We start from the raw sequence: 26,969 nt of genomic DNA on the forward strand, positions 1-26,969 counted from the left end.
CTTCATTGTGCGTAGCAGCAACCCTGTCATGAATTCACTCACCTCCGTCAAGGGCGGCGCTCAGCGCGGTGCGTACCCGTCGGGTGCACCGCAGGGCTATGGCGACCCTTATTCCGGCTACGGTCAGGCACCCGCCACCGCCACCGTCACCGGCGACCGTCCGATGACCGTCGACGACGTCGTCGCCAAGACGGGCATGACCCTCGGCGTCATCGTCGCCTTCGCCGTGCTCAACTTCGGCATCGCCGTGTTCGTGAGCATGGGCCTCGCGCTTCTTCTCACCGCGGTGGGCGCCATCGGCGGTCTCATCACCGTGCTGGTGGCCACCTTCGGCAAGAAGTACGGCTCGGCGGCCGTCACCCTCATCTACGCCGCATTCGAGGGCCTGTTCGTCGGCGGTATCTCGCTGCTGTTCTCGGGTATGACGGTCGGCGGTTCCGACGGTTTCGTCCTCATCGGCCAGGCCATCATCGGTACCGTGGGCGTCTTCCTCGGCATGCTCTTCGTGTACAAGACCGGTGCCGTCAAGGTCACCCCGAAGTTCAACCGCATCATGACCGGTGCGCTCGTCGGCGTCCTGGTCCTGGCCCTGGGCAACATGCTGCTGGCCATGTTCACCGGCAGCAATCCGCTCCGTGACGGCGGCATGCTGGCCATCGTCTTCTCGCTGGTCTGCATCGGTCTGGCGGCCATGAGCTTCCTGTCCGACTTCGACGCGGCCGACAAGATGATCCGCGCCGGTGCTCCCTCGAAGATGGCCTGGGGCGTCGCCCTCGGACTGGCCGTGACCCTGGTCTGGCTCTACACCGAGATCCTGCGCCTGCTGTCCTACTTCCGCGGCAACTAGTCAGTCACACCCGCAAGAATGGACCCGCCTCGGCGGGTCCATTTCTGCTATCCGAGGTAGAATGCGATGGTGCGTTCGGCCTGGGCCCGGGCTTCGGCGGGGTCGCCGCCGGCGTCGACAAGCGCACGCGACCAGGCGTGGGCGACCTCGCGGATGAAGGTCTCCTCCTCGCCCTCCTGAGACTCGGTGTCCATCGCCAGGTGGAAGGCGAGGGCGACCAGGGAACTGTCCCAGCCGATGCCGCCGACCGCTGGGCCGTGGGTGTCCCAGTGCTCGTCCGCGGCCCCGAGGTGCGTGACCGTCAGTCGGGTGCCTGGCGCGGCGGGGGAGAGGGTGATCTCGACGGTGCTCAGGTTATCGGCGTCATCCCAGGTCAGACGCAGGAGCTGCTCCGGCTTGCACGTCGAGATGCCCCCGGAGACCCCGCTGCCGGCGAGTTCGAAACGGCCGCCCTCGGCGAGTGTTCCGCTGACAGGCTCGAACCAGTGCTCCAGGCGGGACGGGTCGGTGAGGGAGTCCCACAGGTCGGCCTCGGAGGCGAGGTAGGTGCGCGAGAGCTCGACGCCCACGCCGGCGCCCTCGCGGACCACGCGACGTTCGACGAGCGGGATCTGATCAACCAGGTTCATGTTCTACTCCCTCAGAGGATGATGGTGGTGGTGGGGTCGGGCGGGGAACACGTGGAAAGAACAACACCCGGGCCACCAACGCCGACGAAGCGGAGCTGGTGACCCGGGCGTGACCAGGAAGAGCCACGGTGAGCTAGTTCTGGACGGGCTCTTCCCCGACCATGACTGCGTCATTCTCGAGGGTGCCGTCCAGCGCGGTGCTGGTCGTGGCCTCGGAAGTCTCCTCAGAGGTCTTCGCGGCAGCCGGCGGAGCGTTGAACTCCGTGGCGGTGTCGACCTTCAGATCTGAGGGCTGCTCGTTGGGCGGAGAGCAGGCGGCCAGCGCGAGAGCGAGCGAAGCGGCGCCTGCGACTGCGGCAGCCTTGAGAGCGAAGATGCGGGTCATGGTGGGGATCCTCCCTGTAGTCACTGATTCGGATACGAGATTACTTGCCCGGACGCGGGGTCGCTGCAAGTTGGGAATCGTACGGTGCCGCGGACTCGAGAGTCACGCTGAGGGTGGCACCACTCGGAGCTGAGTACTCACGGGTCTCGCCCTCCTGGGCGCCCAGCAGTGCGGCCCCCAGCGGGGAGTGCTCTGAGTAGGTCTCCAGGTGCTCGTTGTCCATTGCCGTGGCACGGGTGCCGATGAGGAAGGTCTCCTTGTCGTCCTTGTCACCGTTGTAGTAGACGTGAACGACCGAACCGACGAGTGCGACACCATCGACGACGCCCTCGCGCTCCGTGGTGGAGTTGGCCAGGATCTCGGAGATCTGCTTGATGCGGGCCTCCTCCTGGTCCTGCATCTCGCGGGCGGCGTCGTAGCCTGCGTTCTCCTTGAGGTCGCCCTCCTCACGACGCTCGTTGATCTCGGCGGCGACGGCCGGGCGGTGATCAACCAGTATCTGCAGCTCATGCTCGAGCTTCGTCTTCATTTCCGGGGTGATGTACTGCTTCTGGTTTTCAGCCATGGCTACGTAACGTCCCTGCCTTCCCTAATCCCTGGGTCCGGTGGGGCACATCCGACGGGGAGCCTCATGCCCCCAACAGGCGCGTCACCCACCGGTGTTAACAATTGACAGGGATTTTAACACAGGTGCGTCGGGCCGGATCACTCGACGGGTGCGCCGGGCCCGATGGTCAGGTGGTCGGGGATGAGTGTGGAGCAGCCGTACACGCTGCCGGAGACCGGCAGGTCGCGGGAGGGAATGTCCACCTGGAAGCGCTGGATCGGGTCGCCGCCCGGCTCGATGAGAAGCTCACGACGACCGACCTCGGCCATCGCGTAGTCGATGGAGGTGACGATGCAGTAGGAGGCCACGTTCGGATCCTCACGTGTCACGTCGACCCACAGTCGCATCGTCCGGTCGTCGATCCGTTCGTGGGAGACCATGGAGATTGTGACGTCACCGCGCTGGTTGTCGGCGGCCAGATACCGGGCGATGGCGATCGCGAGACCGGCGATGAGTACGACAGCGACGATGGCGATCATCTTGCCGCCGAGGTTCCTCTCCGTCTTCGGAGTGCGGTCCGCACCGTAGCGAGTGGTGGAGCGGTTGTCGGCGGGAGTGCTCATTGATCATCCTCTGGAGGTGTCAGGCAAGGCGTATCCGCATCATCCTAATGGATGCTCCCGGAAGGACCTGCTTTCCCATGATCGGGACGGGCCGTTAGGATGGGACAGGTTGACACCACAACGAGCAACCAAGAAAAGGAAGCGACACGTGAGCGGATTCCGGCTCCTGGCCATTCATGCCCACCCCGACGATGAGGCATCGAAGGGGGCAGCGACGACTGCACGCTACGCCGCCGAAGGTAACCGGGTCATGGTGCTCACCTGTACCGGCGGCGAACGCGGCGACATCCTCAACCCTGCGATGGACAGGCCGGGCGTGCTGGAGAACATCATCGACATCCGTCGGCAGGAGATGGCCACCGCCGCCGAGGCACTCGGCGTAGAGCACGTGTGGCTGGGCCACGTCGACTCCGGTCTGCCGCAGGGTGATCCGCTGCCGCCGCTGCCGGAGGGCTGTTTCGCCCTGGCGCCGGGCGTCGATGTGGCGAAGGAGTTCGTGGAGATCATCCGTGACTTCCGGCCGCACGTCATCGTCACCTACGACGAGAACGGTGGCTACCCGCACCCGGACCACCTGAAAGTGCACGAGGCCTCCATGATCGCCTGGGCGAAGGCGGGCGACCCCGACTTCGCCCCGGAGCTCGGGGAGCCCTGGGCCCCGCTGAAGCTGTACTACTCCCACGGTTTCGTCCATCAGCGGATGAAGATGTTCCACGATCTGCTGATCGCCGACGGACGCACCAGCCCTTATGGGCCGATGCTGGAACGGTGGGAGCGCAACCCGGCGGACATCATGGCCAGGGTGACCACCCAGGTCGAGTGCGCCGAGTACTTCCCCCACCGGGAGGCTGCGCTGCGGGCGCACGCCACCCAGATCGACCCGGCCGGGGCGTTCCTGGCCACCCCGGCACATGTGCAGCAGGAGTTGTGGCCGACCGAGGAGTTCGAGCTCGCGAAGACACGCGTGGCCACATCGTTGCCGGAGGATGACCTGTTCGCGGGCATCACCCCGGACAAGAAGTAGTAGGAGTCAACGTCATGCAAGCACTCTCCCTGAGCGCCACGAACCTCATGATCCTCGCCCAGCAGCAGCAGGGCGGACCGCTCGGACCCGAGTTCGGCAAGGCCTCACCCATCGGACTGCTCATTCTCGCCGTCCTCGGCGTCGCGGTCATCTCCATCGGCTGGGCCTTCCACCGTCGCTACAGCCGCTACAACCGCCGTCGCGCATTCGCTGAGGCCCACGGCCTGGACGTCTTCGATCAGGAGGCCGTCGACCGTGCGATGGAGGACGCCGGCCTGCTCGACCGGCGAAGGAAGAGCTGGTTCTGACCTTCGCGGCCTATCCTTCGCGCGGAATGCATGCTAGGGTCTCGGTCATGTTCGTGAAGCGATTTTATTTTGGTGAGGCTCCGGGGCTGAATGACAGCCACCGCCGTCTCGCCGAGTCGCCTGTGCGCTAGCCGCCCGCGAACCGACGAACACCCCCGGAGCCGAGCAGCACCTCCCCGAGAAATCGGGTCGAGGGGCTGCTTTTTTGTCTGCTCCGGACACATCCCCCCAGTGAAAGGTTTCCTCCCATGACCGCCGCCACCTACGCCTCCACCTCCAACCGCCGCGTCGTGGCCTTCCACGACCTGCCCAGCCCCGAGGACGTCCGTGCGCGTCTGCCCATGACGCCGGCGCAGGAACGTCGGGTTGAGAGGGACAGGGAAGAGATCGCCGCCATCTTCAACGGCGAGGACGACCGTCTCGTCGTGGTGGTCGGCCCGTGTTCGATCCACGACCCGGAGGCCGCCCTCGATTACGCCAACCGTCTCGCACCGCTGGCCTCCCTGCTGGCGGAAGACCTCAAGTTGGTCATGCGGGTGTACTTCGAGAAGCCGCGCACCACCATCGGCTGGAAGGGCCTGATCAACGACCCGCACCTGGACGGCTCCTACGACGTCAACCACGGCCTGGAGCTGGCGCGCCGGGTCCTGCTCGAGGTGGTCAACCTCAACCTCCCCACCGCCAGCGAGTTCCTCGAACCGAACTCCCCGCAGTACTACGCCGACCTCGTTTCGTGGGGCGCCATCGGCGCGCGGACCACCGAGTCGCAGGTGCACCGTCAGCTGGCCTCGGGGATGAGCATGCCCATCGGCTTCAAGAACGGCACCGACGGCAACATCCAGGTGGCGATGGACGCGGTGTCCGCCGCCTCGAAGCCGCACTTCTTCTTCGGCACCTCGGACGGCGGCCGCCCCGCCGTTGTGGAGACCGCCGGCAATGAAAACTGCCACGTCATTCTCCGTGGTGGCACGGCCGGTCCGAACGCGGACGCGGAGTCGGTGGCGGGCATCGTCGAGAAGCTCCGCGAGCGGAAGCAGACTCCGCGCCTGATGGTCGACGTCTCACACGCCAACTCCGGCAAGGATCATGTCCGGCAAGCGGAGGTGACGGCCGACGTCGCGAAGCAGATCGCCGAGGGCAACGAGGCCATCGCCGGCATCATGATGGAATCCTTCCTCGTCGAGGGCGCACAGTCCCTCGACACCGCGAAGCTGCGCATCAACGGCGGCGATGGACTCGTCTACGGACAGTCCGTCACCGACGCATGCATGAACATCGACACCACCGTCGATCTGCTCGGTGATCTCGCGGCGGCGGTCCGGGCCCGTCGCGCCCGGTAGGTGGTCCGGGGGGCGGGACGGACGCACTACACTGTGAGCTGTGAAACTGTCCCGCCTGCTCTACCCGTTGTATGAGGCCCGTCTCTCCCGCGAACTCAGGGGTGCCCGGCAGCCGAAGCACATCGCGATCATGGCCGACGGCAACCGCCGTTGGGCCCGCGCAGAGGGGCACTCCGACATCAGCCACGGACACCGCGCCGGGGCGAAGAAGATCGGGGAGGTGGTGAGCTGGTGTGAGGGGACAGAGGTCGAGGTCATCACCGTGTACCTTCTGTCCACCGAGAATCTCGGCAGGGAGGAACATGAGCTGGAGCTGCTCTTCGGCATCATCGGGGACGTGGTGGACGAGCTGTCCGGCAGCGAGCACAACTGCCGTGTCCGGCTCGTCGGTCACCTGGATCTCCTGCCGAAGGACGTCGCCGACCGCTGGCGCACCGCCGCGGACACAACCTGCGACAAGCCCGGCCTGACCGTCAACATCGCCGTCGGTTACGGGGGCCGCCAGGAGATCGTCGACGCCGTCCGCAACCTCATTGAAGAGGAGGTCGCCGCGGGGACCTCCGCCGGCGGACTGGCGGAGAAGGTGACCGTGGAGTCCCTGTCCCGTCACCTCTACACTTCCGGGCAGCCCGACCCCGATCTGGTCATCCGCACCTCCGGTGAACAACGACTCTCCGGTTTCCTGTTGTGGCAGGCGGCCTATTCGGAGATCTGGTTCACTGAGACCTACTGGCCGGCATTCCGGCGCATCGATCTCCTCCGTGCCCTCCGTGATTATTCCCGGCGCAGCCGTCGATTCGGAAAGTGATTCCTGCACATGACCAACATCCTCTATGAGTCCGCCTACGGTTCCACCCGCGAGTACGCCGAGGCCCTCGCCGCACGGCTCGGGACCAGCGCGCAGCCGCTTTCCGACGCCGACCCGACCGCCCTCCGCAGTTCATCCGGGCCGCTGGTGGTGCTCTCCTACGTCCACGGCCCGTCGATCCCGGCGGCTAGCTTCGTGGCGGACAATGATCTCGGCTCCCGCCCCGTCGCCGTGTGCGCCGTCGGCATGACGCTGCTGGAGGTTGCCCGCGCAAAGGACCAGATGGCTGACGCCCTGGGAAAGAAGGAGCACGTCACCCGCTTCTACCTGCCGGGACGCATGAGCTATTCCACGTTGGGGCGCAAGCACAAGATGATCATGTGGGGTGTGATCAAGGCACTGAAGGTCAAGCGGGAAGCCGACCGCAGCGCCAACGACCGGGCCATGCTCGACTCCTACGACCGTGACACCGACCGCGTGGACCTGGCTGAGCTGGATCAGGTCGTCGCATGGGCGGCGGCGCAGGGCTAGCGCCGGGCTCAGATCTTGCGCATCCGCACCCGCTCGACCAGGTGGTCGGCGCCCTTGCGCAGCACCAGTGAGGCGCGCACCCGGGTGGGCAGGATGTTCTCCACCAGGTTCGGCAGGTTGATTGACTGCCAGATCTCCCGCGCCGCGGCCCGGGCACTGGCGTCGCCGTACTCGGCGTAATGCCCGAAGTGCGCGCCCGGTTCGCGGAAGGCGGTGGAGCGCAGCTGGAGGAAACGGTCGATGTACCACTTCTCGATGTCCTCCGTGCGGGCGTCCACGTACACGGAGAAGTCGAAGAGGTCGGAGACCATGAGGGTGGGGCCGGTCTGCAGGACGTTGAGACCTTCGAGGATGAGGATGTCGGGCTGGGTGATGGTCTGTATTTTTCCGGGGACCCGATCGTAGAGTTTGTGCGAGTACACCGGTGATTCGACCGAGGAACGGCCGGATTTCACGTCGGTGATGAAGCGCAGCAGGGCGCGTTGATCGTAGGACTCGGGGAAACCCTTTCGGGACATGAGCCGGCGCTCGTGCAGTTCCGCGGCCGGCAGGAGGAAACCATCGGTGGTGACCAGGTCGACGCGGGGGTGGGAGTCCCAGCGCTGCAGCAGGACCTGCAGGAGCCGGGCGGTCGTCGACTTGCCCACGGCCACGGACCCGGCGACGCCGATGATGAAGGGGACGTGCCCGGAACCGGTACCCAGGAAGGTTTCGGTCGCGGCGATGAGCTTCTGGCGGGCGGAAACCTGCAGATGGATGAGTCTGGAGAGCGGCAGATAGACTTCCGTGACCTCCGCCAGGTCGATGGATTCGCCGAGGCCGCGCAGCTGGGCGACGTCCTCCTCGGTGAGGACCTGGGGCATGGATTTACGCAGGGCGCGCCAGGAGGCGCGGTCGAAATCCACGTACGGGGTACGGTCCTTGGGCCGAGACATGGTCCCCATTGTGTCACCTGCCTCACCTCTACCCGGGGTTCGGGGGTATGGGGCAACTGTGGGGCGCTAAACTATGGCAACGAACTGCCGTGAACACGTAGAAAGGCTGGCTGCAACGCCATGACCGCTGAGTCTTCCCTCAACCAGGAACTGTCAGTTCTTGACCCCGAGGTCCATGCTGCCATCGGTGGCGAGATCGCCCGTCAGCGCGACTTCCTCGAGATGATCGCCTCCGAGAACTTCGTCCCCCGTGCCGTCCTGCAGGCGCAGGGTTCGGTCTTCACCAACAAATACGCAGAGGGCTACCCCGGTCGCCGGTACTACGGTGGTTGCGAGAACGCCGACATCGTCGAGGATCTGGCACGCGACCGCGCCAAGTCCCTGTTCAACGCCGAGTTCGCCAACGTCCAGCCGCACTCCGGCGCCCAGGCCAACGCCTCCGTGCTGCACGCCCTGGCTGAGGCCGGCGACAAGATCATGGGTCTGTCCCTGGCACACGGTGGTCACCTGACCCACGGCATGAAGCTGAACTTCTCCGGCAAGCTCTACCAGGTCGCCGCCTACGAGGTTGATCCGGAGACCCACCGCATCGACATGGACCGCGTCCGCGAGCAGGCCCTGGCAGAGCGCCCGAAGGTGCTCATCGCCGGCTGGTCCGCCTACCCGCGCACCCTGGACTTCGAGGCGTTCCGCTCCATCGCCGATGAGGTCGGTGCCCTGCTGTGGACCGATATGGCGCACTTCGCCGGTCTGGTCGCCGCTGATCTGCACCCGTCGCCGGTGCCGTACTCCGACGTTGTCTCCACCACCGTGCACAAGACCCTGGGTGGCCCGCGTTCCGGCATGATCCTGGCGAAGCAGGAGTGGGCCAAGAAGCTCAACTCCGCCGTCTTCCCGGGTCAGCAGGGCGGTCCCCTCATGCATGCGATCGCAGCGAAGGCCGTGGCCCTCAAGGTCGCCGGCACCGAGGAGTTCCGTGACCGTCAGGCCCGCACCATCGAGGGGGCGAAGATCCTGGCCGAGCGTCTCACCGCGGCCGACGCCAAGGCCGCAGGCATCGACGTGCTCACCGGCGGCACCGACGTCCACCTGGTTCTGGCTGATCTGCGTAACTCGGAGATGGACGGCCAGCAGGCCGAGGATCTCCTGCACGAGGTCGGCATCACCGTCAACCGCAACGCCGTCCCGAACGACCCGCGTCCGCCGATGGTCACCTCCGGCCTGCGTATCGGCACCCCGGCCCTGGCCACCCGCGGCCTGGACGCCGCCGCCTTCACCGAGGTCGCCGACATCATCGGCACCGCACTGGTGGACGGCAAGAACGCCGACATTGAGAAGCTGCGCGCCCGCGTGACCAAGCTGACCGACCAGTACCCGCTGTACGAGGGTCTGGAGGAGTGGAAGATCAACTAGATCTTTCCACTGTCGTCGTGCGCGTCCTCATCATCGACAACCTGGATTCCTTCACCTGGAATCTCGTCGCCTACGTGGAGGACGTCACGGGGATCACCCCTGAGGTGATCACCAATGCCGAGCCCGGCTGGGATGTCGAACGCGTCTCACACTTTGATGCGGTGATCATCTCACCGGGGCCCGGCCGTCCGGAGCGCCCCCGTGACATCGGGATCTGTCTCGATGTCATCCGGCGGGCGCCCGTCCCGATTCTGGGGGTCTGCCTGGGCCATCAGGCCATCGCACACGTCCACGGCGGTGTGGTGCGCCCGGCCCCGGAGCCGGTCCATGGGCGGATCTCCCGGATCGGGCACGACGGGGACGGTCTCTTCGCCCGGGTCCCCGCGCGTTTCGACGTCGTCCGTTACCACTCGCTGATGGTCGATTCGCTGCCCGACGTCCTCGAGGTCACCGCCCGCACCGATGACGGCCTGGTCATGGCGCTGCGCCACCGGGAGCTGCCCCAGTGGGGTGTGCAGTTCCATCCGGAATCCATCGGTGGCGAGTACGGCCACGAGATCGTGGCGAACTTCCTCGACCTGGCACGTGCCTGGCGCCGACGCTGGTCCCTGCACACGGTCACCCTCGACCGGGAGGTCGATGCGGCGGCCGTCCACCAGCTGCTTTTCGACGCCGCCGACCACTCCTTCTGGCTCGATTCCTCCGACCCCGCACGCCCCACCGGCCGCTTCAGCTACCTCGGGGACTCTTCCGGGCCGTTGTCCCGCGTGTGGCAGGGCCGCGTGGGGGAGAACCTGCTGGATCAGCTCGCCGAAGACCTGGCGACCCACGCCATCGACCCCGGCGAGGTGGACTTCGACTTCACCCTCGGCTGGGTCGGCTACCTGGGTTATGAGCTCAAGGCCGAGTGCGGCGGACACGCGGCGTACACGTCTGATCACCCGGATCTCTCGCTCATCTTCGCGGACCGGATGGTGGTCATCGACCACCACGCCAGGCGGACCCACCTCGTGGCACTCATCGGTTCCGGGCACGATGACGCCCAGCGTGCCTGGTGCGCGCGGACCGCGGGACTGCTCGCGGAGGTGGGGGCGATGGAGGATGAGGGGGCGTCGGCAGGCATCGCTGAGGTGGGCCCCCTCTCCGCGCGGCATGACCGCGAGGCCTACCTTCGTCGCATCGACGACTGCCTCGCCGAGATCCGCGCAGGGGAGACCTACGAGGTCTGCCTGACCAATGAACTGCGCGCGTCCGGGGCGCTTGACCCGCAGGCCTACCGGCAGTTCCGTGCCGTCAACCCCACCCCTTTCGGTGCGCTGCTGCGATTCGCGGAGCTCTCGATCCTCTCCAGTACTCCGGAGCGTTTCCTCACCATCGACCGTGGTGGTCGGGTGGAGTCGCGGCCGATCAAGGGCACGCGTCCCCGCTCGGCGGACCCGGTCGAGGACGCCCGCATGCGCGAGGACCTGGCGGCCAATCCGAAGGACCGGGCGGAGAACCTCATGATCGTCGACCTGGTGCGCAATGACCTCACCCGTGTCGCAGCCCCGGGCAGCGTACGGGCGGAGCCCCTCTTCCAGGTCGAGTCCTACGCCACCGTCCATCAGCTGGTGAGCACCGTCAGCTGCGACCTGGCCGAGGGGAAGACCGCGGTGGATGCGGTGCGCGCGGCGTTTCCGGGTGGTTCGATGACGGGGGCCCCGAAGATCCGCACGATGGAGATCATCGACAGGCTCGAGGAAGGCCCGCGCGGGGTGTACTCCGGCGCGATCGGGTACTTCTCGCTGAACGGTGCGATGGACCTGTCGATGGTGATCCGCACGATAGTCACCGACGCGGCGGGACTGTCCTACGGCGTCGGCGGGGCGATCATCGCACTCTCGGATCCGGTGGCCGAGCATGAGGAGACGATCACCAAGTCCGCGCCCCTGCTGCGTCTGTTGGAGCAGGAGTTCCCGCAGTGACCGGGACGCTCTGGCGGTGGGACGGCAGCGGCCTGGTGGCGGCCGAGGAACCGGAGAGCAGCCCGGACGTCGTCGATTCCTGGCTGGAGCACGACGGTTACGTGGGCAGCTGGCATCTGCACCGGGAACGTTTCTCCGCCAGCCTGCCGGGACTGGACGTCACGGATTTCCTCGCCGCGGTCCGGCCGGTCGTCCCGCATCAGGGCCAGTGGTTTCCCCGTATCGAGGCCCACGGCGATGACCTGTACCTGCGGGTCCGTCCGGCACCCTCGCTGCGTACGTCGACGGTGCTGCATGTCCCGTCGCGTCCCGACGCCCGCCGTTCCCCGCGTGTGAAGGGACCTGACCTCGCCCTGCTCGCCGACCTGAGGTCGCAGGCGCAGGCCCTGGGGGCGGATGACGCAGTGCTGTACTCCGCCGACGGGCTGGTCTCCGAAGGGGCGAACTGCGCGCTGGCCTGGTGGGAGGAGGGCCGACTGATGGTTCCCGCACATCCCGATCAGCTCCCTTCCGTCACGGTCGCCGCCACCGCGGCGATCTGCGGTGGGCTCGGTCGTCGGCCCGTCACCGCGGAAGAACTCATGCGCCATCCGGTGTGGGCGGGTAGCGCCCTGCACGGCTGGACCATCGTGACCGGGTGGGTGATGGCCGACGGCGAACACCTGGCCGCGGTGACGGGGGAGACCCCGACGACAACCTCGGAGATGAACACCCTGCTGCGCTGGGACTGACCCCCCGGGCCCTCGGACACTCAGACCGCCCAGTCGCCGAGTGCACCTTCGAGGGCGCCGAGCGCGGCCTCGATGAGCGGCCACCGCTGATCCTCCGGGCACCCCGACTCGACCCAGTGCAGGCCGGCGTGGTCGAGGAAACCGACCCAGCCCCGCAGCGCCCAGGTATGGCGGGGGAGATCACCGATTCCGATGATCTGGCGCAGCTGCTCGACCAGCTTCTCATTGGCGGCCCGGCGGTGCAGAAGGGCGGCCTCAGGTTCCCCCGCGCCCGCGATGAGGGTGTGATCTGCGGCGAGAGCGTCCAGGTGGGCTCCGAGCAGGGTGGCCACGCGGTCCCGGACCGGATGTCCGGGGTTGAGGGAGGAGGCTGCGGTGAGGCGGGCGTCGATGAGACTGCGCAGGGAGTTCTCCACCACGGACGCGTAGAGGCCCGCTTTGGAGGAGAAGTAATGGAAGACGAGGGACTGGGAGCTTCCGGAAGCGGCTGCGATGTCCGGAACGGAGGCGTCCGGGTAGGTGGTGGTGGCGAAGTGGTCGCGGGCGGCATCGAGGATGGTGGCGCGGCGTTCGGCAGTGCTCAGTCGTCGACGGGTGGTCACGGTTGACAAGCCTACCCGTTGTTGAGTTAAGGTCAATAGCAGTTACTGACCTCAGCTCAATAGGAGAGATTGTGCTCGACCACGCTATTTTCTGGCACGTCTACCCCCTCGGCGCCACAGGAGCGCCCGTCCGGGACTGGTCCGAGGCCGATGAAGGCCACCGCCTTCCCCGACTCATCGGCTGGCTCGACTACCTCGTCGAACTCGGCTGCAACGGTCTGCTGCTGGCACCCGTCTTCGCGTCCAGCACGCACGGCTACGACACCCTCGACCACTACCGCATCGACCCGCGCCTCGGCGACGACGAAGACTTCGACCAGCTCATGGCGGCGTGCAGGCAGCGCGGCATCAGGGTGCTCCTGGACGGCGTGTTCAACCACGTCGGCGCCCGGCATCCGATGGTCGACGGCGGCGGCCCCGTCATGCGTGGGGATGACGGACGGCCCGTGAGCTGGGAGGGGCACGGCGACCTCGTTGAGCTCGACCACTCCGATCCGCGCACCGAGGATCTGGTCGTCGACGTGATGAACCACTGGCTCGACCGTGGCATCTCCGGGTGGCGCCTCGACGTCGCCTACTCCGTGCCCACCTGGTTCTGGGCGAAGGTGGTGGGGCGGGTGCGGGAGAAGCATCCCGAGGCCGTCTTCCTCGGCGAGATCATCCACGGCGACTATGTCGGCCTGATCCGGGACGGCCACCTGGACACCGTCACCCAGTATGAGCTGTGGAAGGCGATCTGGAGCTCCATCAGGGACGTCAACTTCTGGGAGCTGGCGCACGCCCTGAAACGCCACGACGAGTTCATGGCGGCCGGGCCGATGCAGACCTTCGTGGGCAACCATGACGTCGACCGTATCGGCAGTACCGTAGGCGACGCCGGGTCCGCGCTCGCGACCGTCCTTCTTTTCACCCTCCCCGGAATTCCCAGCGTCTATTACGGCGATGAACAGGCCTTCCGTGGGGTGAAGGGGACCGGGTTCTCCGCCGATGATGCAGTACGCCCGGCCCTGCCGGATGATCCCGCGGAGCTCTCGCCGCTCGGTCAGGAGATGTTCAGGCTTCACCGGGACCTCATCTCCCTGCGACGCCGTCACTCCTGGCTGGGTGGCGGTCACGTCGAAGTTGTGGCCACGGAAAATGAGGCGATCCATTACATCGTCACCGCGGAGGGGCACCGGCTCGACGTGCACCTGACCCTCGAACCCGCCGTCGGTGCGGAACTCGTCTTCGACGACGGAGAAACCTTCTCCCTCCGCCGCTGACGTGGTCCCGCGTGGCCGGGACGTGAGCCGATGGGGGGACGGTGGCTAGGGGGCGTTGAGGGCGGGTTCCTGGGGGCGGCGACTGACCGGCTCGGATGATTCGATGAACTCGATCTCGGCGGGGGAGCGTGGGATCAGGGAAGCTGCACCGGCACCGACGAGGGCTGCACCGGCAAACATCCAGAAGGAGACGGTGGGGCCGAAGCCGGCGCCGATGATCAGGCCGCCGATCATGGGGCCGAGGATGCCGCCCAGGCGGCCGAAGCCGGAGGCCCAGGCCATGCCCGCGGCGCGGGTGGCGGTGCCGAAGAAGTTGGCGGTCAGACCGTAGGTGAGAACCTGCGTGCCCAGGACGCCGATGCCGGCCAGTGCGATGAGCGGGTACATCGGGGTGAGGGAGTCAAGCGTCGGCAGGAGTGCGAGGGAGAGTGCGGCCAGGAAGAAGGTCGAGGTGATGACGGTCTTCGCGCCGATCTTGTCCGCGTAGCGGGCGGCGATCAGCCCGCCGATGACGGCGCCACCGTTGAGCGCGAGGAGGGAGTACAGGGAGTCGTGTGAGGAGGCGCCGTTGGCCTGCATGATCTTCGGGAGCCAGGTGTTCAGTCCGTAGGTGGACAGCAGTCCGATGAAGCTCATGAGGCTGATCAGCAGTGTGCCCCGGAGGTAGGTGCGGGAGAAGATGCCCGCGAAGCCGGTCTTCTGCAGGTCGCGCTGGGTGGTGCTGAGCTTCGGGGCTCCGGAGAGGGTGCCCGCTTCAGCCGGGGTGGCGTCTGCGCTGACGATGAACTGCTCCTCGGGGAGTCCGTGGCGCGCGCAGACCGCGAGGGCGTCGGCCCTGCGGCCGCGGGAGACGAGCCATCGGGGGGACTCCGGCAGGGCGAACCAGGCCAGCGGCAGCAGGAAGAGGATCGGGCTGGCACCGATGAGGAACAGTCCGCGCCAGCCGATGGCATCCTCCAGGGCGAGGGAGAAGAGGGAGGCGAGGACCCCGCCGGCGGGGACTCCGGAGTAGACGATGGCGTTGAAGAGATTGCGACGGTTCTTCGGCGCGAACTCGGCGATGATGGCTCCGCCGGTGGCGATGATCATGCCGACGCCCAGGCCGGTGAGGAAGCGCAGGAAGCCGAACATCGTGATGGAGGTGGCCAGTGCGGTCAGTGCCATGCCGACCGAGAACCACGCGATGGCGATGAGCATGACCTTCCGGCGGCCGAGACGGTCACCGAGCGCTCCGGCGGTCAGTGCGCCGATCATGACGCCGATCAGGGCGTAGGAGCCGAGGGTGCCCGCGATGGCGGGGGAGAGCTGGCCGATGTGGGCGGGATCCTCGAGCAGGGATGAGAGGACGGCGCCGTAGATGACGAGGTCGTAACCGTCGAAGATCATGGCGACGCCGACGACCGTGAGAACCAGGTACACGGTCCGGCGGTGGGCGTCGGAAGCCCACGTGGAGTCGGCTGGCGGAGAGGTCTTTGAGGCGGTGGAGGTCACGGTGCTGATCCTTCTGCTCGATCCGAATTGAATGGCCGTTCATATGAAGGGCGTGCGACTCATTGAATAGGGTTCTCAATCATTTGGAACTAGGGAAATCCCTAGGAATGGCCAGGGGTAGCCTGAGGCGGGAGGGGCGTCAACGGTCGGATGTGCTGCGAATATGCCGGACGACCTGCCCGGAGAGGTCCGGCCGGGAAAGGTGTCTTTGCTCACAATCTTGAGGGCCCGGGGATGGTCGGCCACCCCCATGCGGGGCTGGGTGGGGGCGGGACGGGTGTGCTGCCAGCGTGGGCACGGAAAAACCCCGGCCACCTTGCGGGTGGTCGGGGCTTGATCCGTCAGAGAGGGTGGAAACGCCTACCGCGTCGGGAGGGCGGGCTCCTGTGAGGGGCGGGTGACGGGCTCGGAGATCTCGATGATCTCGGCGTCGGCAGGGGAGCGCGGGATGAGGGCGGTGGCCACGCCGCCGACGATGGCTGCGCCGGCGAAGATCCAGAAGGAGATGGTCGGGCCGAAGCCTGCACCGATGATCAGGCCGCCGATCAGGGGGCCGACGATACCGCCGAGGCGACCGAAGCCCGCGACCCAGGACACGCCGGCGGCGCGGGAGGCTGTGCCGAAGTAGTTCGAGGCCAGGCCGTAGGTGAGCACCTGGGTGCCGATGACGCCGATGCCGGCCAGGGCAATGAGCGGATACATCGGGGCGACGGACTCGAACGTCGGCAGGATCGCCAGGGAGATGCCACCCAGGATGAAGGTCGAGGTGATGACCGTCTTTGCACCGAACCGGTCGGCGAAGGAGGCGGCGATCAGGCCGCCGGCGACAGCACCGCCGTTGAGTGCCAGGAGGGAGTACAGCGAGTCATGGGCGGAGGCGCCGTTGGCCTGCATGATCTTCGGGAGCCAGGTGTTCAGTCCGTAGGTGGACAGCAGTCCGATGAAGGACATGATGCCGATCAGCAGGGTGCCGGGAAGGTAGGCGCGGGAGAAGATCCCCGCGAAGCCGGTCTTCTCCAGGTCGCTCCTGCGGGTGGAGGGGATGGTGGCGCTGCCGGGGGTTGCGGCGCGGGGAGCCGGCTCCAGGATGAATTTGTTCTCCGGCAGACCGTGACGGGCGCAGATGGCGAGGGCGTCGGCCTTGCGGCCGCGGGAGACCAGCCAACGCGGGGACTCCGGCAGGGCGAACCAGGCAAGCGGCAGGAGGAAGAGGATCGGGGTGGCGCCGATGAGGAACAGTCCACGCCAGCCGATGGCGTCTTCAAGCGTGAGGGCGAACATCGAGGCCATGACACCGCCCATGGGGACGCCGGAGTAGACGATGGCGTTGAAGAGGTTGCGGCGGTTGGCGGGGGCGAATTCGGCGATGATGGCACCACCGGTGGCGACGATCATGCCGACACCCAGCCCGGTGAGGAAGCGCATGAAGCCGAACATCACGATGGAGGTGGACAGCGCGGTCAGCGCCATGCCGACAGAGAACCAGGCGATGGCGGTGAGCATGACCTTGCGGCGGCCGAGGCGGTCGCCGACGGCGCCGGCGGACAGCGCGCCCACCAGGACGCCGATCATGGCGTAGGAGCCGAGTGTGCCGGCGATGGCGGGGGAGAGCTGGCCGATGTGGCTGGGGTCCTCCATGAGGGTGGAGAGGACGGCGCCGTAGATGACGAGGTCATAACCGTCGAAGAGGATCGAGATGCCGACGACGGCGAGAACGAGATACACCGTGCGGCGGTGTGCCGGCGATGCCCAGGTTTCGGTGGATTTCACTGTGGTTCCTTCTGTGGTCCGATGGAGTCCCTCTGTGACGGAGAGGATGATCGAACTGTAGAAGTGGTGCGGGCCACATCATACCGGGGACGTCCCTAGTAACTTCTCGGGGGTTCATGTCCACAGTTCCGTACGTTCCATGCCGATGGTCGTGCTTTTTAGTGGACTGATGCAGGTTGGCTGCGGTATCGGCACCCTGACGCCGGTCCCGTCCTCACCTTTTGGGCCGGTCAGCAGGCGAAATCATGCCACCCCCGTAGGGGTGAACGAAAGGGCGCTGGGTGAACATTACTGTTCGCCCAGCGCCCTTTCGGGGTGAGGAGCCTTCTACTCCTCGTTGTCCGAAGTTTCTTCGGCGTGCTCCTCGCGGCCCTCGGCCAGTGCCGTGCGGGCGGTGCGCAGCCACTCCGGCTGATTCTCCAGCAGGGCCTTGATCTCGGCGGTGGTCAGTGGCTTGTCCATGTCGTTGCGCTTGAGCGCGGTGATGGTGATGCCGAGCTTCTGTGCGACGACGGGGCGCGGGTGGGGGCCGGTGCGGCGCAGCTCGACGAGCCACTCTGGCGGGGTCTCCAGCAGAGCCTTGAGCTCTACATGGGTGACGGCGTTGTTCTGGAACTCCTCCGGCGTGGCGGGTAGGTAGATGCCCAGCTTCCTTGCCGCGGTCTGCGGCTTCATTGCTGTGCCGGACGGCTGACGTGCGGACTCTTCATTCACGCCCTCAACGGTAGCATTACCCCCATGCTGCGCCTGAGTTTCGCCACCGGCACTGAACCCGGCAAATGGTTCACCCGCTTCCGCGACCGCACCGCCCATGGGCGGCTGCTCACGACAGATTCGGAGGATCCGCTCGCCGAGCTTCTCGACGCCCGCGCGGACCTCGCCCTCGCCCGCCTGCCGGACCCGCGGGTCACCGGGGACTATCACGTGGTGGAGCTCTACCGGGAATCCCCCGGGATCGCCCTGCCCAAGGACAGTGAACTGACGCTGTTGGACCGGGTGTCGTCGGCGGACATCGAGGGGGAGATCGTCAACTGGCGCACGCCCGCCGACGGGCTCATTGACATCCCGGCCGTACGTGAGGGGCTGCAGGTGGTGGCCGCGAACGTGGGCGTGGTCATCGCGCCCCGGCCGCTGATCAGGGTGCTGTCACGGAAGCAGATCGAGCACCGGGACTTCGTCGGCGATGTCCCGGCCACCCACATCGCGTTGGTGTGGCGGAAGACGGATGACTCGGGGGGGATCCAGGACTTTGTGGGCATCGCCAAGGGGCGCACCCCGAACTCCTCGCGACAGGTGGCGCCGAAGCGGTCTGCCCGGGAGAAGGCGCTGGCGAAGCAGGAGCGACGGGCGGGAGCCGCCGGCGTCGAGAAGCGGGCCAGAAAGACACGGAGAAGATAAAATAAAGATAAACATCCCTTTCTGTGTTGTCGGACACATATAGGCTGGATTCACTACCCCGTCCCAGAAAGGAATGTCACCATGAAATCCACCATCCTGACCCGTCGTATTCTCGCCGGTGCCGCCGCCGCCACCCTCGCCTTCGGCGTGGTCGCCTGTGCCGATGACGGCGACACCGCCGGAGAGTCCACCGTCACCACCACTGACGCCGCCGGGGAAGAGACCGAGGTTGAGCGGGACGAGGTCGAGGCATCCACCCCCTCTGTCGCCGAGGACGCCGAGGAGGCCGAGGACGGCGAGGGTGCGGAGCCCACCGGTGACGAGGTCGAGTACGAGACAACCGAAGGCAACGTGGTCATCCCGGCCGCAGCCGCAGCAGCCTTCGACGAGTACGCCGCCGACTGGGGCGCGCCGGAGACCGTCGAAACCAACAACATCGGCCACGCTCTCGCGATTTTCCAGGGCGGTAACCTGGTTTCCTTCTCGGAGGCGGGCGGCGCCATTCCGATCGGAGGAGAGATCGGCAACACCTGGCTCGAGGACGGCGGCCTGGAGAACACCATCGGACTGCCGACCGGCCCGGAGCAGGCTGCCCCGGAGGGCAACGGCTGGATCCAGGAGTTCGAGAACGGCACCATCTCCTGGCTCGCGGACGAGGACGGCGAATTCTCCGCTGACGTCCAGGAGAACTAGCCTCCAGCAGTGCACGGCAGGTCGGCCGGCGGTTGCTCCCCGCACCGGGGGAGCAACCGCCGGCTCTCTGAAGGAAACGAAGTTCATTGGTTATCCGAAGTTCATGTTCCAACAATGTGATTTACACCTCCCGTTACACCTCACGGAGATAGCCTGTGGGCAACCGGATGAAGCATCCGGCCCGCGTCCGTCTCAGAGCCGGTACCGGCTCGACGGCCGTGTCCCGTGAGGATTCTGGCCCGTGGCGGTGACGGGTACCCGGCCCGCCACACCTGGGGAGCCTGCGCCATGTTTGACTCGACCACCGACTACCTCACTGACCGCGACCTGGACGACCGCTCGGCCGTCGCCACCCGTACCTACGTCATCGACACCTCCGTACTGCTCAGTGACCCGTGGGCGCTGCGCAAGTTCTCGGAGCACGAGGTGGTACTGCCGGTAGTGGTGATCACGGAGTTGGAGGGCAAGCGGCACCACCCGGAGCTCGGCTGGTTCGCGCGTCAGGCGCTGAGGATGCTGGAGGACCTGCGTGCCACCTACGAACGTCTCGATCAACCCGTCCCGGTGAACGTGGAGGGCGGCACCCTGCGGGTCGAACTCAACCACCAGGACCAGTCCCAGCTTCCGGCCGCCTTCCGCGGTACGGAGGGTGATCACCGCATCCTCGCCTGCGCGCTCAACCTGCAGCGGGAGGGACGGGACACCACGCTGGTGACCAAGGACGTGCCGTTGCGTGTCAAGGCCGGCTCGGTGGGCCTGCAGGCCGATGAGTACCATGCGCAGGACGTCGTGCTCACCGGCTACACCGGTATCGCCGACGTGCACACCAACGCAGAGACCATCGACGCCCTGTACCGGGATGGTGTGGTGGAGCTCGCCGACGCCGCCGTGACAGACAACGGCGAGTACGTCGCCGAGCTGCCGGTCCACTGTGGCGTCCGGTTGACCACCTCCACTCAGTCCGCACTGGGGCGTGTCACCCGCGATGGCGGTGTGCGCCTGGTACGCGGTGATCAGCAGTCCTTCGGCCTCCAGGGCCGTTCGGCGGAGCAGCGCATCGCGCTGGACCTGCTGCTCGACAACAACGTGGGCATCGTCTCCATCGGTGGTCGCGCCGGTACCGGCAAGTCGGCGCTGGCCCTGTGTGCCGGGTTGGAGGCGGTGCTGGAGCGTGGTGAGCACCGCCGCATCGTCGTCTTCCGTCCCCTCTACGCCGTCGGTGGCCAGAACCTCGGCTACCTGCCGGGTTCGGAGACCGAGAAGATGAACCCCTGGGCGCAGGCGGTGTTCGACACCCTGGACGGGCTGGTCTCCGACAATGTCATGGAGGAGATCCAGGCGCGTGAACTCATCGAGGTTCTCCCGCTGACCCACATCCGTGGCCGCTCCCTCCACGACTCCTTCGTCATCGTCGATGAGGCCCAGTCGCTGGAGCGCAACGTGCTGCTCACCGTCCTGTCGCGGCTCGGCCGGGGATCCCGGGTGGTGCTCACGCACGACGTCGCCCAGCGGGACAATCTCCGGGTGGGCCGCCACGACGGCGTCCAGGCGGTGATCGAGAAGCTCAAGGACCACGAGCTGTTCGCCCACATCACCCTGCAGCGTTCCGAGCGCTCGGCCATCGCCGAACTGGTCACTGACCTGCTGGAGGACGGCTCTTAGGGGCTCCGCCGGGAGATGCCCGCAGACGCCCAGCGTTTGCGGGCCCCGCGCGGGGTGGGCAACAATGTCGGCATGGCAGATGCGACTTTCACGCTCCGACCCATCCGTCCTGAGGATTACCCCCAGGTCCGGGCAATCTACGAGAGCGGCCTGGAATCCGGCCACGCCACCTACGAGACACAGGCACCGACCTGGCAGCAGTTCTTCCGGGCGAAGATCATGGAGTCCGTGTTCGTTGCAGCGGACAACGAAGACCCCGGGAAGCTGCTGGGCTGGGTCGCCGCCGCGCCCATCTCCAGCCGTTCCGTCTTCCACGGCGTGGTGGAGAACTCCATCTACATCCACCCCGACGCCCGCGGCCGAGGTGTTGCCGGTGCGCTCCTGGACAAGCTCATCGACGTCTGCGGGGGCCTGCACAAGTGGGGCATCCACGCCTGGGTCTTCCCCGAGAACGAGGGTTCTGCGGCGCTGCACAGGTCGCGGGGCTTCGAGAAGGTCGGCACCTTCCGTCACCTGGCGAAGATGAGCTACGGCGACATGGCGGGCCAGTGGCGGGACACTGACGTCTACGAGAAGCTGCTGCCCAAGCCGGGCGAGTGAGCGACGGGCCCGTCCCCGCTCCGGGGCGCGAGCCCATGCACCTCGTTTTCCCCCATCTCGGCAGCTCAGGGGCTGATAGGATCAGCCCGGGCAGAGTTCTTCCCGGATCCCGAAAGCGAGGCCACGATGTCCCTCAACAGTGTGCTGGCGACCATCCTGCCGGGTGCCGGTCTGACGTCCGGATCAGTTGACCTGGCGGGGCAGGGTTCGTCACAGCTGCCGCCTCCGCCCGCCTGCAGCCCGGTGAGCGGTGTGACGGGTTCCGGTCCGGTCGGCGTGTGGGGCTGTGATTCGGAGGCGCTGCCGAAGGTGGCGCTCAAGGCGGACCGGACCATGAACGGCTACGACGGCTGCAACTGGTTCTCGGGCACCTGGCGCGAGGAGGGCGCAAGGATCGTGTTCAATGACGACCGCGTCTCCACGAAGCGGGCCTGTGGGCACCCCACCTGGTTCACGCAAGCCAGGTCCGCCACGGTTCACGGGAACATCATGACCGTCCACAATGCCGCGGGCGACAGCGTCGGGGCGTTGCCCCGACGCTGACCGTCCTTACTCCACGGTCTCCTTGAGCTTCTCCTGCTTGACCGGGAGGAGAATGAACATGGCGAACAGGGTCAGCGGCACCATGAGCAGGAAGACCGGCGCGAGACCGTCGTTGTAGCTGCTCAGAATGACCTCCCGGATGGGGGCGGGCAGTTGAACCACGGCCTCCGGGGTGAGCGAGTTCGAGGCGCCGCCGCCGGCGGCGAACTGCTCCGCGTAGGACTGCCCCTCCTCACCCATCTGCGCGAAGGCGCCGGGCAGGCGGTCGGCCAGGTTGCCCTGCAGGTTGTGGATGAACATCGCGCCGACCAGGGAGGCGCCGAGGGCGGAGCCGATCTGCCGGAAGAAGTTGTTCGCGGCGGTGGCGGTGCCGACGATCTGGATCGGGAAGGAGTTCTGCACGATGAGCACCAGCACCTGCATGACCAGACCGAGACCGAAGCCGAAGAGGAAGAAGATGATGCCCAGCTGGATCAACGTGGTCCCCACCGTCAGCTGCGACATCAGCCACAGGGCGACGGACATGACGCCCAGGCCGACGACGGGGTAGATCTTGTAGTTCCCGGACCGGGCGATGAGGAAGCCCACGCTCGTTGAGGTGCCGATCATGCCGACCATCATCGGGATCATCATCAGGCCCGCGTCGGTCGGGGTCAGTGAATGGACCATCTGCAGGTACGTCGGCAGGTAGCCCAGAGCGCCCATCATGGCCAGGCCCATGACGGTGCCGGAGATGGTGGTCAAGGTCATGTTGCGGTTGCGGAACAGGTCCATCGGGATCAGCGGGTTCGTCGCCTTCAGCTCCACGAGGATGAACAGGGTCGCGCCGATGACGGTGGTGGCAATCAGGCCCAGGATGACCGGGTCACCCCACTCGTACTCCGTGCCGCCCCACGTGGCCAGCAGGATCAGCGAGGCGGTGGTGACGGTCATCAGTGCGGTGCCCAGCCAGTCGTAGCGGAGGTTCTCCCGGCTGCCCGTACGCAGGCGGAGGGCCAGCAGGGACACGGTGAAGGCGAGGAGGCCGAGGGGGACATTGATCCACAGTCCCCAGCGCCAGCCGGGGCCGTCGGTGAACCAGCCGCCGAGGACCGGGCCGAGCACGGAACTCACACCGAACATCGCGCCCATGATGCCCATGAACTTGCCTCGCTGGCGGGCAGGGACCACCTCGGCGACGATGGCCTGGGAGGTGACCATCATGCCGCCGGCGCCGAAGCCCTGGATGGCACGGGCGAGGACCAGCAGCTCCATCGACTGCGCGAAGCCGCCCATGGTGGAGCCGACGACGAAGGTGCTGATGCCGAACAGGTAGAGCCACTTGCGCCCCACCATGTCGCCCAGTTTTCCGAAGATCGGCATGGCGATGGTCATGGTGACCATGAAGCCGGAGATGACCCAGCTCATGTGGTTGACGCCGCCGAGCTCGCCGACGATGGTCGGCAGGGCGGTTGAGAAGATCATCTGGCCGAGCGAGCTCATGAGCATCGTGGTCAGGAGGGCGCCGAAAATGAGGCCGACGCGCTGGGCCGGCGCCTCGGGGCGTGTGGTGGTTACCAAGACAGTTCCTTCGAGAAATCGGAGATGATCCGACCGGTCTCGGGCAGCATGCGTGCCCGGGTGGCGGAGTCGGCGGGGGATTCGGAGTGGTGGGTCATGCGTGACATGTGGAGCCAGACGCTTTCGCGGATGAGGGCGGCGATGATGGAGGCCTCGATCTCAGGCGGCTGTTCGGCGAGCCTGCGGTCGGCGGGGTGCGCCTCCAGGTGGTCGACGATGAGCTGGTGGATCAGCTTCGCCTGCTCCCGGAAACGGTTGACGGACATCATCGCCACGGAAGGCTCGGCCGCGACGATGCGGTGGCGTCGTTCCCGCAGCACGTTCAGGAACTCCTGGTCGGCGCCGGCCTCAATGACCTCGCTCTCGGCGTCGTCCATGGTGGCCACGATCTGTTCCAGCGCGGATCTCACGAGGTTGTCGGAGGGCGTGTCCACCAGCAGGCGGCGGCGGTCCTCGGCGATCGACATGGGAGGCAGGCCGAGGACGGCCTCGTCCTTGGACTCCATGTAGTTGAAGAAGGTGCGCCGCGAAATGTCCGCGCCCCGGCAGATGTCCTCGACGGTGACGTTCTCGAACCCGTGCTTCTCGACGAGCGCCGTGGCAGCCTCCTCAATCCGCCTGCGGGTGGCCCGGCGTTTCCTCTCCCTGAGGGGGGTGTCATCAATCATGAGATGACACCTTACACTCGGTGCACCTTTGCACTCAAGTGCAAACTTTTTTCGGCGGTGCAGGCCGGATCGGGGGTATTCTCAGTGTCAATGATTCTCCGCCGACTCCACGCGTTCCGTAACCGGAAACGACCCGACCATCTCTTTCCCGGTCTGACACGGGGCAGGGCAGGTGAGCTCCGCTCCGAACTCAGGCATACCCTCGCCGAGAAGGGGGCGACAGTGCGTTTCGACGGTCGCCACGCCATCATCGAACACCCCCGGCGTGGCCGGGTCACCGTCAACCTGGAGAACCTCATCGGGGACGTCGCCGCCTCCCAGCACCCCAAGGCGGCGCACACTATGGCACGGGCCTTCGTCACCTCGATTCTCGACGGTGAGCACGCCGAGGACCTGGGCACAGCCGACCTCTACGCGGGCCTGCGCCTGCGCATCGTCTCCACGAAGAACCTCGTGCCGGAGGAGGCGGACATCGTCGCCGCCGCCACGCTCCACGAGTTCACCGTCGACACCGCGGTGACCCTCGTACTCGACACCGAACGCTCCATCCAGACCATGCCCCTGGAACGACTCCGGGAGGTCGACAGCCTGGACACTCTCGTCCGTGCCGCCCGTAACAACCTGCGCGAGGAACTCCTGGGGGCCAGGGTCCACGCGCAGACCCACCCCGGTTCCGAGGAACGCCCCGGGGCCTATTTCCGTTCCTTCGAATCCGGCAGCTACTACGTCGCCTCCGCGCCGCTCCTGCTCGAGGAGGTTCTCTACGCCTGGGCCCCTGACCTCGATCAGTCCCGCGGCGTCCTCTTCGCCATCCCCGCCCGCCATGTCCTGCTCGTCCGTGAGATCAGCACCGGCGAGGACCTGCTCGAGGGAATCGGCCGGCTTGCACCCGTTGCCGCTCAGCTCGCCGTCGACGGCACCCACACCGTCTCCCCGCTGCTGCACATGTGGCACGAAGGCGAGGTGACCACCCTGTCCTCCTTCGACCCGCAGGCCAAAGAGCTGAAGATCACCCCGACGCCCTACCTCCTGGATCTCATCGCGCGGGGCTGAGAATCACGAACGCCCCGCAGCGCCCGGACCACAGTGGCTGTGGCGGGCGGCGGGGCGTCGAGAAGCGGAGGCTAGTCGCGGTCCGTGTTGGCCATCGCGAGGACGTCGAGGCGCTTGTCCAGCTCCTCCTCGGTGAGCGTCTCACCGTCGACGAAGCCCATGTCGATGACGGTCTGGCGGATGGTCTTGCCCTCGGCCAGAGCGGTCTTGGCGACCTTGGCGGCGTTCTCGTAACCGATCGCGGAGTTCAGCGGGGTGACGATGGACGGGGAGGACTCGGCCAGGGTGCGCATGCGCTCCACGTTCGGCTCGATGCCGTCGACCAGGCGCTCCGCGAAGACGCGGGCGGTGTTGGCCAGCAGGCGGGAGGACTCCAGGACGTTGCGTGCCATGACCGGAATGAACACGTTGAGCTCGAACTGGCCCTGGGTGCCGGCGAAGGCGACGGCGGCGTCGTTGCCGATGACCTGGGCGGAGACCTGGGTGGCGGTCTCGCACAGGACCGGGTTGACCTTGCCCGGCATGATGGAGGAGCCCGGCTGCAGGTCCGGCAGGTGGATCTCAGCGAAACCGGTCAGCGGGCCGGAACCCATGAGGCGGATGTCGTTGGCGATCTTGTACAGGGAGACGGCCACGGTACGCATGGCGCCGGAGAACTCGACGAGCGCGTCGCGGTTGGCCTGCGCCTCGAAGTGGTTCTCGGCCTCGGAAAGCTCCTGGAGACCGGTGAGCTTCTTGAGCTCCTCGGTGACCTTCGCGCCGAAGTCGGCCGGGGTGTTCAGGCCGGTGCCCACGGCGGTGCCGCCGATCGGCAGCTCACCCAGGCGCTCAAGGGTGGACTCGATGCGCTCGATGCCCAGCTCGATCTGACGGGCGTAGCCGCCGAACTCCTGACCCAGGGTGACCGGAACAGCGTCCATGAGGTGGGTGCGGCCGGACTTGACCGTGTTCTTCCACTCCGCGGCCTTCTTCGCCAGGGACTCATGCAGAACCTTCAGGCCCGGGATGAGATCGTTGACGGCTGCCTCGGTGGCGGCGACGTGGGTGGCGGTGGGGAAGGTGTCGTTGGAGGACTGACCCATGTTGACATGGTCGTTGGGGTGGACCTCCGTGCCGTTGGCCTTCGCGATGGAGGCGATGACCTCGTTGGCGTTCATGTTGGAGGAGGTGCCGGAACCGGTCTGGAAGACATCGATCGGGAACTCGGCGTCGTGCCTGCCGTCGGCGATCTCCCGGGCTGCGGCGACGATGGCGTCAGCCTGCTCTGCCGCCAGGAGGCCACGCTCCTTGTTCACGATCGCGCAGGCGGCCTTGAGCAGGCCCATCGCGCGGATCTGAGCGGACTCGAGGCCGCGGCCGGAGATCGGGAAGTTCTCCACCGCACGCTGGGTCTGGGCCTGCCACAGTGCGTTCACCGGGACCTTGACCTCACCCATGGTGTCGTGTTCGATGCGGAATTCCTGCTCGGTCATGAAATCACTCATTTCTAACGTCGAGTTAAATACGGCTCGGGCTGATCTTACCCTCACGGGAGGTGATCCACACCGAGCTCCCTGACAAATTGGGGTGACTTCACAAATTT

General features: G+C 66.6%; 28 protein-coding genes. 16 read left to right on the plus strand and 12 right to left on the minus strand.

Annotation, left to right across the window (positions count from 1 at the left end):
* Positions 1 to 7 precede the first annotated feature (7 nt).
* The gene (locus tag CETAM_RS04180) at positions 8 to 847 is read left to right on the plus strand and encodes a Bax inhibitor-1/YccA family protein (protein WP_231587575.1); all 840 of its coding nucleotides are present in this window, start codon (positions 8 to 10) and stop codon (positions 845 to 847) included.
* A gap of 47 nt (positions 848 to 894) precedes the next feature.
* Here CETAM_RS04180 and CETAM_RS04185 read toward each other — a convergent pair whose 3' ends face one another.
* The 4 genes from CETAM_RS04185 to CETAM_RS04200 form a co-directional block, all read right to left on the minus strand.
* Positions 895 to 1,476, minus strand: a complete 582-nt coding sequence (locus CETAM_RS04185) for an SRPBCC domain-containing protein (protein WP_156227258.1) — start codon at positions 1,474 to 1,476, stop codon at positions 895 to 897.
* 133 nt (positions 1,477 to 1,609) lie between these two features.
* Positions 1,610 to 1,861, minus strand: a complete 252-nt coding sequence (locus CETAM_RS04190) for a hypothetical protein (protein ID WP_156227260.1) — start codon at positions 1,859 to 1,861, stop codon at positions 1,610 to 1,612.
* A 40-nt stretch (positions 1,862 to 1,901) separates the two neighbouring features.
* The gene (gene greA / locus CETAM_RS04195; RefSeq protein ID WP_156227262.1) at positions 1,902 to 2,426 is read right to left on the minus strand and encodes a transcription elongation factor GreA; all 525 of its coding nucleotides are present in this window, start codon (positions 2,424 to 2,426) and stop codon (positions 1,902 to 1,904) included.
* A gap of 140 nt (positions 2,427 to 2,566) precedes the next feature.
* The gene (locus CETAM_RS04200; RefSeq protein ID WP_156227264.1) at positions 2,567 to 3,031 is read right to left on the minus strand and encodes a DUF4307 domain-containing protein; all 465 of its coding nucleotides are present in this window, start codon (positions 3,029 to 3,031) and stop codon (positions 2,567 to 2,569) included.
* A gap of 148 nt (positions 3,032 to 3,179) precedes the next feature.
* Here CETAM_RS04200 and mca point away from each other — a divergent pair, with 148 nt between their 5' ends.
* The 5 genes from mca (at position 3,180) to CETAM_RS04225 (ending at position 7,042) form a co-directional block, all read left to right on the plus strand.
* On the plus strand, positions 3,180 to 4,055 hold the full coding sequence (gene mca, locus CETAM_RS04205; RefSeq protein WP_156227266.1) for a mycothiol conjugate amidase Mca: 876 nt from the start codon (positions 3,180 to 3,182) through the stop codon (positions 4,053 to 4,055).
* A gap of 14 nt (positions 4,056 to 4,069) precedes the next feature.
* Positions 4,070 to 4,363 carry a hypothetical protein gene (locus CETAM_RS04210; RefSeq protein WP_156227268.1) on the plus strand — a complete coding sequence of 98 codons (294 nt, stop codon included), beginning with the start codon at positions 4,070 to 4,072 and terminating at the stop codon, positions 4,361 to 4,363.
* 248 nt (positions 4,364 to 4,611) lie between these two features.
* The gene (locus tag CETAM_RS04215) at positions 4,612 to 5,703 is read left to right on the plus strand and encodes a 3-deoxy-7-phosphoheptulonate synthase (protein WP_156227270.1); all 1,092 of its coding nucleotides are present in this window, start codon (positions 4,612 to 4,614) and stop codon (positions 5,701 to 5,703) included.
* A 40-nt stretch (positions 5,704 to 5,743) separates the two neighbouring features.
* Positions 5,744 to 6,511 carry an isoprenyl transferase gene (locus CETAM_RS04220; protein WP_156227272.1) on the plus strand — a complete coding sequence of 256 codons (768 nt, stop codon included), beginning with the start codon at positions 5,744 to 5,746 and terminating at the stop codon, positions 6,509 to 6,511.
* A 9-nt stretch (positions 6,512 to 6,520) separates the two neighbouring features.
* Positions 6,521 to 7,042: a flavodoxin domain-containing protein gene (locus tag CETAM_RS04225; protein WP_156227274.1), complete on the plus strand. Its 522-nt coding sequence runs from the start codon at positions 6,521 to 6,523 to the stop codon at positions 7,040 to 7,042.
* 8 nt (positions 7,043 to 7,050) lie between these two features.
* Here CETAM_RS04225 and coaA read toward each other — a convergent pair whose 3' ends face one another.
* A complete protein-coding gene (coaA, locus tag CETAM_RS04230; RefSeq protein WP_156227276.1) occupies positions 7,051 to 7,977 on the minus strand; it encodes a type I pantothenate kinase in 927 nt (308 codons plus the stop codon).
* 120 nt (positions 7,978 to 8,097) lie between these two features.
* Between coaA and glyA the strand changes: the two genes are divergently transcribed.
* The 3 genes from glyA to CETAM_RS04245 are packed head-to-tail and all read left to right on the plus strand — an operon-like array spanning position 8,098 to position 12,085.
* Complete coding sequence (glyA, locus tag CETAM_RS04235) at positions 8,098 to 9,390, plus strand: serine hydroxymethyltransferase (protein WP_156227278.1); 1,293 nt, start codon at positions 8,098 to 8,100, stop codon at positions 9,388 to 9,390.
* A 17-nt stretch (positions 9,391 to 9,407) separates the two neighbouring features.
* The gene (gene pabB, locus CETAM_RS04240) at positions 9,408 to 11,354 is read left to right on the plus strand and encodes an aminodeoxychorismate synthase component I (protein ID WP_156227280.1); all 1,947 of its coding nucleotides are present in this window, start codon (positions 9,408 to 9,410) and stop codon (positions 11,352 to 11,354) included.
* Complete coding sequence (locus CETAM_RS04245) at positions 11,351 to 12,085, plus strand: aminotransferase class IV (protein WP_156227282.1); 735 nt, start codon at positions 11,351 to 11,353, stop codon at positions 12,083 to 12,085. Before pabB ends, CETAM_RS04245 begins: the two co-directional genes overlap by 4 nt.
* A 20-nt stretch (positions 12,086 to 12,105) precedes the next feature.
* On the opposite strand, the gene CETAM_RS04250 is transcribed toward CETAM_RS04245, so the two are convergent.
* Positions 12,106 to 12,687 (minus strand): TetR/AcrR family transcriptional regulator, encoded by a 582-nt coding sequence (locus CETAM_RS04250; protein WP_231587576.1) that lies wholly within the window; start codon positions 12,685 to 12,687, stop codon positions 12,106 to 12,108.
* Positions 12,688 to 12,758: 71 nt separating this feature from the next.
* On the opposite strand from CETAM_RS04250, the gene CETAM_RS04255 reads away from it, so the two are divergent.
* The gene (locus CETAM_RS04255; protein WP_156227286.1) at positions 12,759 to 13,949 is read left to right on the plus strand and encodes an alpha-amylase family protein; all 1,191 of its coding nucleotides are present in this window, start codon (positions 12,759 to 12,761) and stop codon (positions 13,947 to 13,949) included.
* A 45-nt stretch (positions 13,950 to 13,994) separates the two neighbouring features.
* Here the strand turns inward: CETAM_RS04255 and CETAM_RS04260 are convergent, their stop codons facing one another.
* The 3 genes from CETAM_RS04260 to CETAM_RS04270 all read right to left on the minus strand — a co-directional run bounded on the left by CETAM_RS04260 (position 13,995) and on the right by CETAM_RS04270 (position 17,885).
* Positions 13,995 to 15,335, minus strand: a complete 1,341-nt coding sequence (locus CETAM_RS04260) for an MFS transporter (RefSeq protein WP_156229363.1) — start codon at positions 15,333 to 15,335, stop codon at positions 13,995 to 13,997.
* A gap of 465 nt (positions 15,336 to 15,800) precedes the next feature.
* Positions 15,801 to 17,210 (minus strand): MFS transporter, encoded by a 1,410-nt coding sequence (locus tag CETAM_RS04265; protein WP_156227288.1) that lies wholly within the window; start codon positions 17,208 to 17,210, stop codon positions 15,801 to 15,803.
* 327 nt (positions 17,211 to 17,537) lie between these two features.
* Positions 17,538 to 17,885 carry a DUF5997 family protein gene (locus CETAM_RS04270; RefSeq protein ID WP_156229364.1) on the minus strand — a complete coding sequence of 116 codons (348 nt, stop codon included), beginning with the start codon at positions 17,883 to 17,885 and terminating at the stop codon, positions 17,538 to 17,540.
* Between the two features lie 63 nt (positions 17,886 to 17,948).
* On the opposite strand from CETAM_RS04270, the gene CETAM_RS04275 reads away from it, so the two are divergent.
* The 5 genes from CETAM_RS04275 to CETAM_RS04295 all read left to right on the plus strand — a co-directional run bounded on the left by CETAM_RS04275 (position 17,949) and on the right by CETAM_RS04295 (position 22,106).
* A complete protein-coding gene (locus tag CETAM_RS04275; RefSeq protein ID WP_156227290.1) occupies positions 17,949 to 18,608 on the plus strand; it encodes a type 2 periplasmic-binding domain-containing protein in 660 nt (219 codons plus the stop codon).
* Between the two features lie 81 nt (positions 18,609 to 18,689).
* Positions 18,690 to 19,301, plus strand: a complete 612-nt coding sequence (locus CETAM_RS04280) for an LGFP repeat-containing protein (RefSeq protein WP_156227292.1) — start codon at positions 18,690 to 18,692, stop codon at positions 19,299 to 19,301.
* 288 nt (positions 19,302 to 19,589) lie between these two features.
* Entirely contained in the window at positions 19,590 to 20,963 is a 1,374-nt protein-coding gene (locus CETAM_RS04285; protein WP_156227294.1) for a PhoH family protein, read from the plus strand.
* A gap of 72 nt (positions 20,964 to 21,035) precedes the next feature.
* Positions 21,036 to 21,563, plus strand: coding sequence for a GNAT family N-acetyltransferase (locus CETAM_RS04290; protein WP_156227297.1), 528 nt, complete (start codon positions 21,036 to 21,038; stop codon positions 21,561 to 21,563).
* Between the two features lie 126 nt (positions 21,564 to 21,689).
* Positions 21,690 to 22,106: an META domain-containing protein gene (locus CETAM_RS04295; protein WP_156227299.1), complete on the plus strand. Its 417-nt coding sequence runs from the start codon at positions 21,690 to 21,692 to the stop codon at positions 22,104 to 22,106.
* 6 nt (positions 22,107 to 22,112) lie between these two features.
* Here CETAM_RS04295 and CETAM_RS04300 read toward each other — a convergent pair whose 3' ends face one another.
* The gene (locus CETAM_RS04300; protein WP_231587578.1) at positions 22,113 to 23,666 is read right to left on the minus strand and encodes an MDR family MFS transporter; all 1,554 of its coding nucleotides are present in this window, start codon (positions 23,664 to 23,666) and stop codon (positions 22,113 to 22,115) included.
* Entirely contained in the window at positions 23,660 to 24,334 is a 675-nt protein-coding gene (locus CETAM_RS04305) for a TetR/AcrR family transcriptional regulator (RefSeq protein WP_156227301.1), read from the minus strand. Before CETAM_RS04305 ends, CETAM_RS04300 begins: the two co-directional genes overlap by 7 nt.
* A gap of 90 nt (positions 24,335 to 24,424) precedes the next feature.
* On the opposite strand from CETAM_RS04305, the gene CETAM_RS04310 reads away from it, so the two are divergent.
* The gene (locus CETAM_RS04310; RefSeq protein ID WP_156227303.1) at positions 24,425 to 25,387 is read left to right on the plus strand and encodes a hypothetical protein; all 963 of its coding nucleotides are present in this window, start codon (positions 24,425 to 24,427) and stop codon (positions 25,385 to 25,387) included.
* Between the two features lie 71 nt (positions 25,388 to 25,458).
* On the opposite strand, the gene CETAM_RS04315 is transcribed toward CETAM_RS04310, so the two are convergent.
* Positions 25,459 to 26,859 (minus strand): class II fumarate hydratase, encoded by a 1,401-nt coding sequence (locus tag CETAM_RS04315; protein ID WP_156227305.1) that lies wholly within the window; start codon positions 26,857 to 26,859, stop codon positions 25,459 to 25,461.
* Between the last annotated feature and the right edge of the window lie 110 nt (positions 26,860 to 26,969).

This window comes from Corynebacterium comes (assembly GCF_009734405.1).
Lineage (GTDB): Bacteria > Actinomycetota > Actinomycetes > Mycobacteriales > Mycobacteriaceae > Corynebacterium > Corynebacterium comes.